This is a genomic window from Rhodococcus ruber (assembly GCF_016804345.1).
GTDB lineage: Bacteria > Actinomycetota > Actinomycetes > Mycobacteriales > Mycobacteriaceae > Rhodococcus > Rhodococcus ruber.
In genome coordinates this window covers 3,798,442-3,811,133 of the sequence record NZ_CP044211.1, presented here as the reverse complement: position 1 = coordinate 3,811,133, position 12,692 = coordinate 3,798,442, and the positions used below count along the sequence as shown (strand labels likewise).

The following is a 12,692-nucleotide window of genomic DNA, read 5'->3' as shown; positions in this document are numbered from 1 at the left end:
CATGGACGGTCTCACACTCCTCGTACTCCTCCTCTACGTCCTCGCTGTCATGCGAGTGACCCGACTCATCAACGCGGACACCATCCTCGACACCCCACGCATCTGGCTGCTTCGCCGCTTCGGCCCTGAGTCGACGCTCGCGTACTTCATCTCCTGCCCCTGGTGCGTGTCCATCTGGATCGCCGGACTCTCGACGCCGTTCGTGCTGTGGGCCCTCGAACTCCCACTGTGGCTGTGGCCGCTCCTCGGACTCGCCGCCTCGCACCTGACTGGGTTGGCCGCGCAGCTCGACGGCGACGACCTCGAGATCGAAATCGAAGACGAGTAGCCTCATGGATACTGAGGACATCCAGAAGTTGATGGGAGCGGCCCTTCGCAAGCGCGCCGCACAGGGTGGCCGGCACCTGCATCACCGCGATTGCATTCACAACCTGCCGCCCGAGGAGCAGATCGCGATTCGCGGCAAGACCGTTGAGTGGTGGATGGCGATGGTCGGCTCGATGCCTGAGCAGATCACGCCGGACCAATGGGAGACCGAACCGCTGAGTGGATAGCCTGCTCGGCCGCAACGCGTGCTTTGCGACGCGGTCTGACCCTGCACCCTTCGCCTCTACCTTCTGGTCGTGGCCCGCAGAGTCAAGATCCGACGCACCCCCCGACACCGGGGAACGCTGACCGCTGCCGGTCAGAAGATCACCGACCCCTCGAAAACCTTCAAATCATCGATGGGATCCTCAGGCTCCAACTGGCAAGAACAAGCCTGGGAGTTCCTCGACAAGGTCGGCGAACTGCGCTACTACGTCGGCTGGCGCTCCGCCTCCGTCGCCCGCTGCCAACTCATCGGCTCCGACCTCGACCCCGACACCGGACGCCCCACCGGCTACACCGAAAACACCACCGTCCGGAAGATCGTCCGCGACATCGCCGGCGGCGTCACCGGGCAGTCTCAGATCCTCAAGCGACTCACCACAGGACTCACCGTCCCCGGTGAAGGGTTCGTCGCGATGATCGTCCGCGACAGCGAATCCCACGACACCTACTCCGACGGATCGCCTCTCTCGCTCGAGGACCAGGAGCAGGGCGAATTCCAGGAATGGATCGTGCTGTCCCGCGACGAAATCAAAGCCTCCGGATCGGACGGTCTCGAGTTCACCCTCGAAGACGACTCCAAGCACCTGTTCGACGAGGAACGGGACCTGCTGTTCCGGGTCTGGAACCCCCACCCCCGCAAAGCATCGGAAGCCGACTCCCCGGTCCGGGCCGCCGAGGACGCCCTCCTTGAGATCGTCCGCACCACCAAGTCGATCGACAACGCCGCCAAGTCCAGGCTCGTCGGTAACGGCATCGTGTTCGTCCCGCAGGAAATGTCACTGCCCGAGCAGAGCGCGCCCGGCGCCACCCCCATGACAGGAGACGCCCCGGGCCCCGACTACGGGGTGCCGTACGCCGCACCCTCCGCATCCCAGCAGTTGCAGGACTTGCTGTACCAAGTCGGCACCACGGCCTACAAGGATCAGGAGTCGATGGCGGCGTTCATGCCGATCATCGCGTCGGTGCCGGGGGAGTGGACCGACAAGGTCAAGCACGTCACGTTTGATTCCCAGGTCGCCGAAACCAGCCTCAAGACTCGTGAGGCTGCGATCCGCCGGCTCGCCATGTCCCTCGACGTCGCACCCGAACGCCTCCTCGGACTCGGCGCCAACAGCAACCACTGGTCCGCCTGGGCCATCGCCGAAGACGACGTGAAGGTCCACGTCGTCCCGGTGCTCGAGACCATCGTCGCGTCGCTCACCCAATTCATCCTCCGGCCCCTGTTGGAGAAGGAAGGCATCGACCCAGACCACTACGTCATCTGGTACGACACGACACCTCTCACTCAGGACCCGGACAAGAAGGCCGAGGCGAAGGACGCGCACGACCGAGGTGGACTCACCACCAAGGCGTTACGCAAGTACTCGGGGTTCGACGACTCCGACGGATACGACCTCACCACCGCCGAAGGCTGGCAGGAACTTGCCCGCGACAAGGCCGCCGCCGACGTGTCACTCATCCCCACGCTGGCGCCGCTGCTCGGCGGCGTAGCTACTCAGATCACCCCACCACCGCAACAGCCCGCGATCGACGCTCCCACCGACACCACCCGGACCGCTCCGGAGTCGGAGACGCTGCCCGAGTCCGAACCAGTCACCCAACCCGACTCCACCGACGAACCCGACACCGTGACAAGCGCAGCCGTCCTGGTGTTCGTCGAGACCTTCACCGCGCGGGCCCTCGAACTCGCGAACAAGCGCAGACGCAACCGAGCCAATGCGGCCCAGTTCCGCGACGTCCCGATTCACCTGGCACACCGCAACCTGCCCGCCGTCCCGGCCGCCGAAGTGCCGAAGCTGATCGAAGGATGGGACACCTCGGTCCCCTGGGGCGCGGTCGAACGACTCGGGTTCACCCGCCGCACCATCGCCTCATGGGTGGAGCGCGACGCCATCGACGAACTCACCAAGGTGGCCGGCTGATGTACCCCGACAACCTCGCCCGCGCCCTCTCCGCGCAGCTCGACGCCGAACGGGCCATCGAAGCGTTGACCATGGCCGCGTTCGAATCGTGGTTACCCCACGTGAAAGCCGCAGTCCTCCCTTCGCTCACCGCATCCGTTGAGCTTCCCCCGGACCCGGACCAGGTCCCCGCAACGGCCGGATGGTGGGAGCTGGCCCTCGACCAGGCAATCCTGTACGGCATCGGCCTGGTCTACGGCCACGAACTACTCGCAGTGCTCTCCGGTGCCGGCGCCGCAGCCGCATCCTTGGAGACCACCGACCCCGACGACGAACTGTCGAACACAGCGCTCGCACGGCAGGCCCGCAAGATCGTGGCGTCCTCACTCGGGATACCGACATCCGAGATCACGGCGCTCGACCGCAGACTCGCATCCCTGCCGTCGGTGCGGAAGATGCAGGCGGAGTATCTCGCGCAGGTCCGCAACCGGATGGTGAACACCCCAGAGGCGGTGTTCCGCGACATCACAGTCCAACTCGACCAGGCGATCGCCGCCGGCGAAGGACCGGACGCGCAACGCAGGAGAGTCCAGCAGTTCCTGTCCCCGACGACGGGGGACTGGACGGGCCGGGCAATGACCGTGGCCCGGACAGAGTCGGCGGGCGCGATGTCGCACGCCACCATCGAAGCCGCTGCGCTGCGCAACGAGGTGCTCGGTGAGGAACTCGAGCAGACATGGATCTGCACCCTCGACTCGAAGACACGCCGGTCGCACTATGCCGCCGACGGACAGCGCGTCCCGCTGGGAGGCACCTTCAGCATCGGCCGCGCACAGCTCCGCTTCCCCGGCGACCCACGAGGACCGGTGGAAGAGGTCGCCAACTGCAGGTGCCGGGTCGCGGTACTCGCCGTCGACGAACCCCTGCCGACCGAGCAGGACCGGCACACCGAACGTGGACCGGGGGACTCCACGGTGATCAACCGCGCAGGCTCACAACAGGACGAGATCGAACGACGCGCCGAGGAAGGAAACATCCGGGCACGTGAGGACCCTGCCGGACTCGGCCGGGTGGCATCCATCAACACGGAGGACGACATGGCAGACGACGAGACCACAGAGGACACGGCAGTAACCTTCCGGACGTTCACCGACGCGGTGATCGCCGTGCTCGGCACCCCGACCGACGACCGCCGCATCCTCGCCGCGGACATGGACTTCCGGTTCCGCGAGTTCCCCCTGCCGGTGATGTGGACCAAGCAGTCATCCGGCGGGCACTTCGACGCATACACAGTCGGGGTCATGGAGTCCGCCCGCGTCGAGGGCGCGCAGGTCCTCGCGTCCGGGTACCTGCTCAACACCGACGAGGCCGACGAAGCGGCCGATCAACTCGCACACAAGGTCACCGGTCCCTCAGTGGACCTCGGGGATGCAGAGTGGAAATACACGAACGAGGCCGGTGAGGAGATCACCGAAGAGATGTGGGAGGACGCCTACGACAACGGCGTCGAACTCAAGGTCTACGAGACCATCACCTCGGCGAAGCTCCTCGGTGTCACCCTCGTAGCGACCCCCGCATTCGGGGAAACCACGCTGCAGCTCGACGCCGAACGCGTCTCCAAGGACATCGCCGTCGTGGCCTCCCTAGTCGCCGCAGATGCACGCCCGATCGACGAAACCTACGACGCCACGCTGTTCTCCGACCCCCACCTCGACGGACCAACCCCGGTCACCTATGACGCGAAGACCGGCCGGATCTACGGGCACCTCGCATGCTTCGGGCAGTGCCACGTCGGGATCACCGATCAGTGCGTCGTCGCACCCCGATCGAAGACCGACTACGCACACTTCCACACGTCCCCTCCGGTGCTCACCACCGACGGCCGGCTACCAGTGGGTCGCCTGACCGTGGGCACCGGGCACGCCGGCCCGCGCCTCGGCGCCCGGCCCGCCGCGGAGCACTACGACAACACCGGCACGTGCTTCGCCCTCGTGCGGGTGGGGGAGGACGAGCACGGCATCTGGTTCTCCGGCATACCGCACCCCACAGCCACCGAGGAGCAGCTCCGGGCCGGCCTGTCCGCGCCCCTGTCCGGGGACTGGCGCACCATCGGCGGCAACCTCGAGCTGGTCGCCGCGCTCGCGGTGAACACACCCGGATTCCCCGTCCTGGTCGCCGGAGCATCCGACGAGAACGACCGTCCCCGCACCCTCGTCGCCTCGCTCGGGCCCCGCGCCGAGTCCAAGCGCAGCGGGCGAGTGGACCCGAAGCGTTTGGCGCAGGAAGTGGTCCGCGAGATGCGGGCGCAGGAGCGGCGCAACGAGCAGGCCCGCGCGGTGCTCGCGGCAGCAGAACGCCGCCGCGAAGCACGCGCGATCATCGAGAAGGCAGGAGTCTGACATGGGATGCGGTTGCGGACGTCGAGCCGGATCGACACTCGCCGGCAGCAGCGCGGCGACGTCGTACACATACAAGGTGACTTTGCCGTCCGGTGAGGAGGCCACCTACCTCACCCCGCTCGAAGCGAAGCGGGAAGTCCGGCGGGCAGGTGGCGGCACCATCGTCCGCGTCGCCGACACACCAACCTCCTGACCCCCGCTGCGCAGCAAAGGGCCTCGGCACCCTCTCGGTGTCGGGGCCGTTTTGCACGGTCCGTCTTTACTCTCCCGAACCAGACAACAGGAGTCCTGTTCTGGCTGTGGGCCGGGGACCTCCAACGTCACGACTGATACAGGAAACGAGACGAGGAGTCCCCATGGACCCGTTCGAACTGCCCGAGGAGATGCCAACAGACCTCGCAGGTCTGGCGGAGCTTCGCGCCCAGGCAGAGGCGTCGTTCAACGAACTGCGCGAGATCGTCAACAGCGGCGAGGACCTGACCGAAGAGCAGCTTGAGCAGCTGCGCTCCCTCGCACGGGACATCTCCACCATCGACACCGCCACCCAGGAGGCGGAGCAGGCCGAGGCCGAGCGCCGCGCCGAGGTCAACGACCTCATCTCGCAGGTCTCCGGACAATCCGCCGAGAGCGACGAAGACAGCGACGACGGCGAGACCGACCAGACTGGAGACAACACCGGCGAGAACGTCGAGGGTGCCGACGAGGTGTCGCAGGACGACGTCGACGCCGTCGTCACCGAAGCCGAAACGACCGCAGCCGACGCCGCCGAATCCGTCGCCGCATCCGGCCGCCGCCGCACCAACTTCTCCGGCGCCGGCAACGGTCGCAAGACCAAGATCCCCGCGCCGAAGAAGCCGGACATCGGCTGGCGCATGGACTCCAACGTGTTCGGCTTCAAGCCCGGAAAGGTCGGCTTCGCCGATCTCGCCGAAGCCGTCGAATCGGTCCGTCCCGGCAGCCGGGTACGCGCAGGCCGCCCCGTCCGCGGCGGATTCACCGGCCAGACCCTCGGCCGCCTCGACCGCGACATGCCGCTCGTGGAAACCAGCCACGAACTCGTGGCCGCGATCGAGAAGGCCACCAACGAGAAGACACTGCCCGGCGGATCGCTGACCGCCGCCGGCGGATGGTGCGCCCCGTCCGAGCAGCTCTACGACTTCTGCGAGGTCCCCCAAGCCACCGATCTGGTGTCCCTCCCGGAGATCGCCATCCGCCGTGGCGGTGTGCGCTGGCCCGTCGAGCCGGACCTGTCCGCGATCTTCGACTCGTTCCAGTTCTTCTTCACCGAACCGCAGCTCGAAGCAGTCGACGTCGACGGCAACCCCACCGCCATCAAGGAATGCGTCGAGGTCCCGTGCCCCGACGAGTTCGAGGAACTGCGCCTCAACGCAGTCGGCTACTGCGTCGAAGCCGGAATCCTGCAGAACCAGGGCTGGCCGGAGCTGATCGAGTGGTTCATGCGCTCGCTCACTCAGGAGCACTTCCGGGCCCTGTCCAAGCGCACGGTCACCGACATGGTCACCGGCTCCACCCCGCTGACCATCCCCGTCGATGCGCAGATCGCTGCCGGATCGTCGATCCTCAACAGCCTCGCGCTGATGGCGACGAACTTGCGTCTCGATCGTGGCCTGGGCCGTACCGCCACCATCGAAGGTGTCGCGCCGTCGTGGTTGCACGAGGTCATCCGCGCCGACCTGGCGAACCAGCAGGGCACGGACACCAAGGCCGTCACCGACACGCAGATCAACAGCTGGCTGGCGGCCCGCAACATCGCCCTCCAGTTCGTCGGTGACTGGCAGACCCGCGGCGCCGGCCTGCCGGGAAACCTGCAGACAGTCGTCTACCCCGGCACCGTCGACGTCCTGCTCTACCCGGCAGGCACCTGGTTCCGGTCGCTGTCGAACGTGATCGAGCTCGGCGTGATGTACCCGAAGGAACAGCTCCAGGTGAACCGGTACACGCGGTTCTTCACCGAGGACGCGATCGCCGTCGGTAAGCGCTGCAACCAGTCGCTGAACGTGACCATCCCGATCTGCCCGTCCGGGGCTATCGGGGCACGTCAGACGGTTGCGTGCAACACCCCGGAAGTCACGCCCTAATCGGACTACCCCGGGACGTCCCCACGGAGCGTCCGGGGTTGTGACTCGGAACGGGTGCGGCACGTGAGGCCGTCCCGCACCCGTTCCGGGAACCACCCGAACCTCACCAGGAGCCAGCTGTGACTGCACCGACCACCCTTCTCCCCGTCGACTACGACGCGCCTCCGGTCAACCCCATCGGGGTCGGGCTGTTCTCGGCGGCGAACCTGATCGACTCCACGGGCCCGTCCCGGATCCTGCACGGGGTCGAAATCCGGCCGCGCAACTGTGCGACCGGCTGGGGCACCTGGGACGCCGATCCCTGTAAGGACCCCGAGCCCGGCACACTCAAGTCCGGTGACCGCCCCGTCGCCGGAGACCCGTTCGACGCCCTGGTCGTCTGGGGCTACGACGAGTGCGGCCCGCTGGAGGACTTCGCCGAGTACGAGGCCCGCGCACTACAGAACGCCCGGCTGCACGAGCAGGCCCTCGCCGAGGCGCACTTCGGCGCGCGACTCGACGCCGACACCACCACCCCAACCGCCGTCGCCGACCTGGTGGCCGCGGTGGCCGAGCTGGAAACCGAACTCGCCGCCTCCGCCGGGTTCTACGGCACGATCCACGCCTCGACCCGCTTCGCCGCGTACGCCGCGCAGGCCAACCTGATCATCCGGTCCTCCGGATCCCCGGTCCTGCGAACCCCGCTCGGACACACGTGGGCGTTCGGAGGGGGATACGACGACACCCTCGGCACCAAGATCGTCGCGACCGGTCCGGTGACCATCTGGCGTGATGCATACACCACGCGTTCCACGCTCGACGAGCGGCACAACATCAAAGCTGCCATCGCCGAACGCGCCGTCGTCGTCGGCTACGAGTGCCTGGTCGCCTCGGTCGACGTCACCCCGACCCCGTAGAAGGGACTGTCATGCCTGCCGGAGTGGAAGTCATCGTCGAGGACGGCTTCGCGACCGTCACCCCCGAACCCGCCGAGCGCGGCCGGGTGCTGACCGCGCTGCTCGCCGCCGTCGATGAGCCCTCACAGATCCGCACCGACACGTCCGGGCGGCGCCGCGCGTATGTCGTGTTGGAGCAGGACGCTCGCAAGGCGGGTCTGCTCGATCAGCGGAAGCCTGCCGTGAAGAAGACGGCGGCGAAGAAAGCGGCGCCAAGGAAGGCCACGGAGAGGCCCGACGATGTGGGGGAGGCGGACACCAGTGAGGTGGACACGGACACGGAGGCGGACGCAGCGCTGACCGACCCGCCGAACCTGCCGTCTACTCCGGTACAGCAGTAGTCCAGGCAGTAGCCGATGTTCGGGATCACCGCACAACACCTGTCCCAGCCGACCACGATCCTTGGCCTGCTGATCGTGCTGATCATCATCGGCGGCCTCGTCCCGAGGTGGCTCTACACCTCCGTTCTGAAGATCAAGGACGACGTCATACGGGATCTGCGCGAAACCAATCGCGAGCAGGCCCGGCATATTGACCGGCTCATCACCGGCACATCCACGGGTGTGCGCGTGGCGGAGTCGATCCACGAAACCGTGCTCGAGGCAGACACAACTCAGGCGGGTGACAGGTGATGTGGGGGTGGGCGGGACGGGTCAAGCAAGCCAGGATCGAACGCGCCGAAGCGGCCCGGGAACTGGAAGAGACACGCCGTCACGGCAGGGAAGTGGTCGATCCTCTCGTCGACCGAGCCGAGGCAGTCATCCGGCGTAATCACTTCGGCGAGGCAATCGAGAACGCCATGGGCAGAAGGAGACACGCATGATCAACGCGGCGCTCGCTGTCGCTGCCGCACTCGGTGGGCTCGTCATCCTGATCTTCCCTGCGGAGACAGAGGCGAAGATCTTGATCTTCACCATGACCGTCTTGGCGTGGACGTTCGTCGTCACGTACGCGCTGCGCTCACCGTGGCGATCAACGCAGGCCGGCCGGTCCGTGATGGCGACGACCGTGTCGATCGCGCTGATCGGCACACAGCTCGCATCGGTGTGGTGGTTCGGCGACTACCCGGGTCGGTCCGAGGTCCGCTCGATGGTGATCCTCGCGCTGGTGCTGACCTTGCTGCACCGGCTGCTGGTGCTGCGGCGCATTCAGCACGCTGACGCAGACGACGGACCGGGTTCTACCGCCCTCTGACGTGCACGCCTCGTCGCTACTGTGTCGACCGACGGCCTCACCGTTTCTGTCCCACGTACCTGAAGGAGCCCGTCGTGGCAGTGTTTCCGGTCGTCAAAGGCACACGCCTGAGGGCGACGAAGGTCAACTCGTGTGGTCTCCCGGTGTCCGGCAACGCGAACTATGCGGTGACGGAAGGCTGGGTGTCCCTCGCAATCTCTCCCGTGATGCAGGAGGCGGAGGAGCTGGAGCAGCGCAACGCGGAAGGCCGCGTCTGCGTCGCCGAGCGCACCCCGCCCGAGCGGAAGTACTACAACCTCACGCTGACGCTGTGCCAGGTGAACACCTGCCTGATCTCGCTGTTCAACGGCTGGGAGCAGGAACTCGACTGGGACGGCAACGCCGTCGGTCTGCGTGACCAGCGCAAGGTCGAGTCCGACTACGGTGTGGCCCTCGAAGTCTGGGCCGGTGGCAAGGCCGGGAACGACTGCCCGACTCCCGAGGACGACTCGATCTTCTCCGGTGCCGGCACCGGCAAGTCCTACGGTTACTTCCTCACGTTCGGTACCGAGTTCACCCTCGGTGACATCGAGATCGCGGCGTCGGTCGCGAACTTCACGCTCACCGGCATCACGTTCGCCGGTCCGCAGTGGGGTCGTGGCCCGTGGAACGTGGTCGCCATCGATGCTGCGAATACGCCCGGTCGTTTGCTCGCCCCGGTCACCGATGAGCAGCATCTGGTCATCCAGCGCACGCCGATCGCGCCGCCGGAGCCGACTCCGGGTGAGGAATGCTGCCCGCTGGACATTGCGGGTGTGTTCGAGGCCCCGGACTACTACTTTGGTGGTCCGGCCTCCGAGCCCGCGGCGGACGTTGCTCCTCCGCAGGCTGCGTGCGTGCTCACCCCGTAGGTCCCTCTTGCTGCCGGGCGGGTCGTTCCTGCCCGGCAGCGGGGCCGTCCCCTGATGTAGGTCCTCCGGGGGAGGGCCATGCAGGGCTGCGATGCCATTCGATGAACGAACCGATTGGGTGGACACACCCTCGTCCCGCCGCCTCCGGTGCATTCCGGGGATATTTTGCTTTGGGAGCGGAGCCGGAGCCGGCTGAGCTTATCCGTCGATAAGCAGGAGAAGAACGAGAATGATCACCACTCCGACGGACAGGGCGATCACGAGCCCACCGGTGGGTGATCTGGAGTCGCCGAAGAGTGGTTCGTCGGGATTCCACTTCCATCGCCTCTTACCCACCCCGTCATGAAACCGTACTGTCCGGTATGCCCGCAATGGGTAGATCTACGTACGCGGCATGGAACGGCCGTGCACCTGAGCCGGCGGCTCTTGTAACGGCCGAACCAGTGCCACCGACACCATCGGTGGTGACCGCGAGTACCCCCGACGCTCGACGGTGCCGCAGCAGAATTGCCTCCGGAGCAGGGGCGATTCGTCTTGCGCAGGTTGCGCACGTCTCGCATGTAATCGTGGGCGCGTGGTAATGCCGTCGGCCGGACCGGCTGTGCAGCCCCTGCAGCGCACAGCCGATCTGACTTGCTCGAGGATCGCACACGGCCCTGAAATAGATGAGCCTCCCTAGGGATAGGGAAAGCCCCGCCGGGAGTGACTCCACTCTGACGGGGTCCCGGCCGGCTGGGGGAGAACGGCGACCAAGATCAATCCTACGGTGGCACGAAGCGCCCCGCTTCGGAGGTGGGGGCGCATTCCTCCTCTTACCTCCGCGAGTCGGAATGTGCGATCCATCGCTACGATTCGCGGATGACAGACACGCGTAAAGTTCTCGATTCGGTCACACTGCGGTTCGATGGGGACGAGAAATCGAATGCCGACCTTCACGAGCTGCGGGCCACCGATGTCGCGGAGGTCCTGCGAGGACTGGCAGGAATTGTGAGTGATTTCGACAAGGCCGGCGCCTTCCACGATGAAGGCCCCGCCGATTCCGTGGTGCTGGTGCGGCCTCCGCAGGAAGGGTCGTTCATCATCGAAGCGATCCGCGTGGCGGGCGAGAACTGGGAGGGCATCGCTGCGGCGACAGGCATTCCGTCGGTGGCTAGCATCATCCAGCTCTCCACCAAGTCGATGCGAGCCGAGGTCCAGGACTTCGAGCATCTTGAGAACGGCAACGTGAAGATTACCTGGCAGGACGACACTGTCAACGAGGTCTCGAGAGCGGTCTGGGACGAGCTGAACAAGCGCAAGCGTCGGCGCAAGAAGCAGCTGAGGGAGATCATGGCTCCGTTGAGCGATGATCGGGTGTCAGAACTCGATGTCATCGGCGCACCTTCGAGGGAGGGCGAGAATGTGCCACCCTCGGAGCCGTTCGTCCTTACCCGCGCCGACTACGACAGCGTTGCGCCGTCTGACGATATCGATGAGTCGGTAGAAACGTTCGAGGTTGATGCGCAGATGCAGGCCATCGACTTCGGTGACCCGACGAGGTGGAAGGTGAGGGCGGCTGGCCAGACGCGGAAGGCTACGGTCGATGACGCGGACTTCCTCCGACGCGTGGCGGAGGGACTCGCGATCAGCAGCAGCGACATCTTCCGGCTCCAAATTCGCGCCGATAAAATTGTGAAGAACGGACGCGGGCGGACTACATGGACTGTACTGAAGGTTGAGAATCATAGGAGGACGGCAGGTGACAACAACTCATAAGTCACAGTCGCGGCGCCGTCTCGATGTCTCAAGCTTGGTGCTGATAGTGATCGGATTGCTGTTCGGCGCCATCTCGTACCTCTTGGCCACGTACTCCGGCGTCAACGTCTTGGTCATCGTCCCGTCGGTCGTCGCGGTCACGATCGGTGCGATGAATCTTGTCAAGCGCGAAGCCCCACGCGATGGATGCCGCGTGCCGAGGGGATAAGACAGCATTCGGCCCCGCCCTGTGGTGCGCCGATGAACCGTTACGCCGTCGCGAACATCGGCCGCTACCGTGATCCAGATGGACGCACGGTCAAAGCGGCAGACCTGGATCGCCGGCGTCGGGGCGTTGGTGTTCCTCGCGGTACTGCTGGCGGTGGTGGAGTTCACGAGCCGCGAGTCAGACACCACCGCCCCGACCGCCACCACGGCGACCACCACGACCCGGGTCGCGCCGCGACCGATCCCGAACCTGCCGCGTCCCCCGGCGCCGACGGTACCCGCAGTGCAGAACGACCGGTTCCTGAACCGGCTCGACCCGCAGGTCCGCACCGGCAACAGTAACGCCGAGCTGATCCGGCTCGGGCATCTAGTGTGCGACCAGCTCGCCGCCGGCGAGTCCGGCAGCTACATCGCCACAATCCTGGTGGACTCCGGGTTCTCGCTGTCGGCGGCAATCGAATTGATCGACGCGGCACAGGACGTGTACTGCTGAACCTGCACGGGGGCGCGCGGAACTCCCGCCCCCATGACATGTACGTGCCCGGTAGCGCGTTATTACGTCCCCGACGCCGATGCCCCCGCCGCCCCCCGAAAATGCGCGCCCGCGGTGGACGAGTGGCAGGCCCACCTCGACGCCGCGAACCGCATGCTCGGACTGCTCGACGCGGATGAGCAGTCCACACCGCCACAGCACTAGGGCACGCGCCGCGGCCACCGGCGC

The 12,692-nt window shown here is 66.3% G+C and carries 14 protein-coding genes; all 14 read left to right on the top strand.

Features of this window, described 5'->3' with window-relative positions; all coding sequences use genetic code 11:
- Position 1: 1 nt before the first annotated feature.
- The 14 genes from F1734_RS17555 (at position 2) to F1734_RS17495 (ending at position 12,464) form a co-directional block, all read left to right on the top strand.
- Positions 2-328 (top strand): hypothetical protein, encoded by a 327-nt coding sequence (locus F1734_RS17555; RefSeq protein ID WP_203010832.1) that lies wholly within the window; start codon positions 2-4, stop codon positions 326-328.
- A 4-nt stretch (positions 329-332) separates the two neighbouring features.
- The gene (locus F1734_RS17550) at positions 333-554 is read left to right on the top strand and encodes a hypothetical protein (RefSeq protein WP_102031257.1); all 222 of its coding nucleotides are present in this window, start codon (positions 333-335) and stop codon (positions 552-554) included.
- A gap of 171 nt (positions 555-725) precedes the next feature.
- On the top strand, positions 726-2,513 hold the full coding sequence (locus tag F1734_RS17545) for a hypothetical protein (protein WP_203010831.1): 1,788 nt from the start codon (positions 726-728) through the stop codon (positions 2,511-2,513).
- Positions 2,513-4,891, top strand: coding sequence for a phage minor head protein (locus F1734_RS17540; protein WP_203010830.1), 2,379 nt, complete (start codon positions 2,513-2,515; stop codon positions 4,889-4,891). The genes F1734_RS17545 and F1734_RS17540 overlap by 1 nt, the downstream gene beginning before the upstream one ends.
- A gap of 1 nt (position 4,892) precedes the next feature.
- Positions 4,893-5,084: a DUF7196 family protein gene (locus tag F1734_RS26565; RefSeq protein WP_203010829.1), complete on the top strand. Its 192-nt coding sequence runs from the start codon at positions 4,893-4,895 to the stop codon at positions 5,082-5,084.
- Between the two features lie 163 nt (positions 5,085-5,247).
- Positions 5,248-6,990: a major capsid protein gene (locus tag F1734_RS17530; RefSeq protein ID WP_203010828.1), complete on the top strand. Its 1,743-nt coding sequence runs from the start codon at positions 5,248-5,250 to the stop codon at positions 6,988-6,990.
- A gap of 119 nt (positions 6,991-7,109) precedes the next feature.
- Complete coding sequence (locus tag F1734_RS17525; protein ID WP_059174450.1) at positions 7,110-7,886, top strand: hypothetical protein; 777 nt, start codon at positions 7,110-7,112, stop codon at positions 7,884-7,886.
- A gap of 11 nt (positions 7,887-7,897) precedes the next feature.
- On the top strand, positions 7,898-8,266 hold the full coding sequence (locus tag F1734_RS17520; RefSeq protein WP_203010827.1) for a hypothetical protein: 369 nt from the start codon (positions 7,898-7,900) through the stop codon (positions 8,264-8,266).
- 15 nt (positions 8,267-8,281) lie between these two features.
- Complete coding sequence (locus tag F1734_RS17515) at positions 8,282-8,557, top strand: hypothetical protein (RefSeq protein WP_003938846.1); 276 nt, start codon at positions 8,282-8,284, stop codon at positions 8,555-8,557.
- Positions 8,557-8,748 carry a DUF7620 family protein gene (locus F1734_RS26560; protein WP_420803913.1) on the top strand — a complete coding sequence of 64 codons (192 nt, stop codon included), beginning with the start codon at positions 8,557-8,559 and terminating at the stop codon, positions 8,746-8,748. Before F1734_RS17515 ends, F1734_RS26560 begins: the two co-directional genes overlap by 1 nt.
- Positions 8,745-9,119, top strand: a complete 375-nt coding sequence (locus tag F1734_RS17510) for a putative phage holin (RefSeq protein ID WP_059174452.1) — start codon at positions 8,745-8,747, stop codon at positions 9,117-9,119. The genes F1734_RS26560 and F1734_RS17510 overlap by 4 nt, the downstream gene beginning before the upstream one ends.
- A gap of 74 nt (positions 9,120-9,193) precedes the next feature.
- The gene (locus F1734_RS17505; protein WP_003938844.1) at positions 9,194-10,009 is read left to right on the top strand and encodes a hypothetical protein; all 816 of its coding nucleotides are present in this window, start codon (positions 9,194-9,196) and stop codon (positions 10,007-10,009) included.
- An 858-nt stretch (positions 10,010-10,867) separates the two neighbouring features.
- The gene (locus F1734_RS17500; RefSeq protein ID WP_203010826.1) at positions 10,868-11,764 is read left to right on the top strand and encodes an LAPAL motif-containing putative phage structural protein; all 897 of its coding nucleotides are present in this window, start codon (positions 10,868-10,870) and stop codon (positions 11,762-11,764) included.
- A 286-nt stretch (positions 11,765-12,050) separates the two neighbouring features.
- Positions 12,051-12,464, top strand: coding sequence for a DUF732 domain-containing protein (locus F1734_RS17495; protein ID WP_203010825.1), 414 nt, complete (start codon positions 12,051-12,053; stop codon positions 12,462-12,464).
- Positions 12,465-12,692 lie beyond the last annotated feature (228 nt).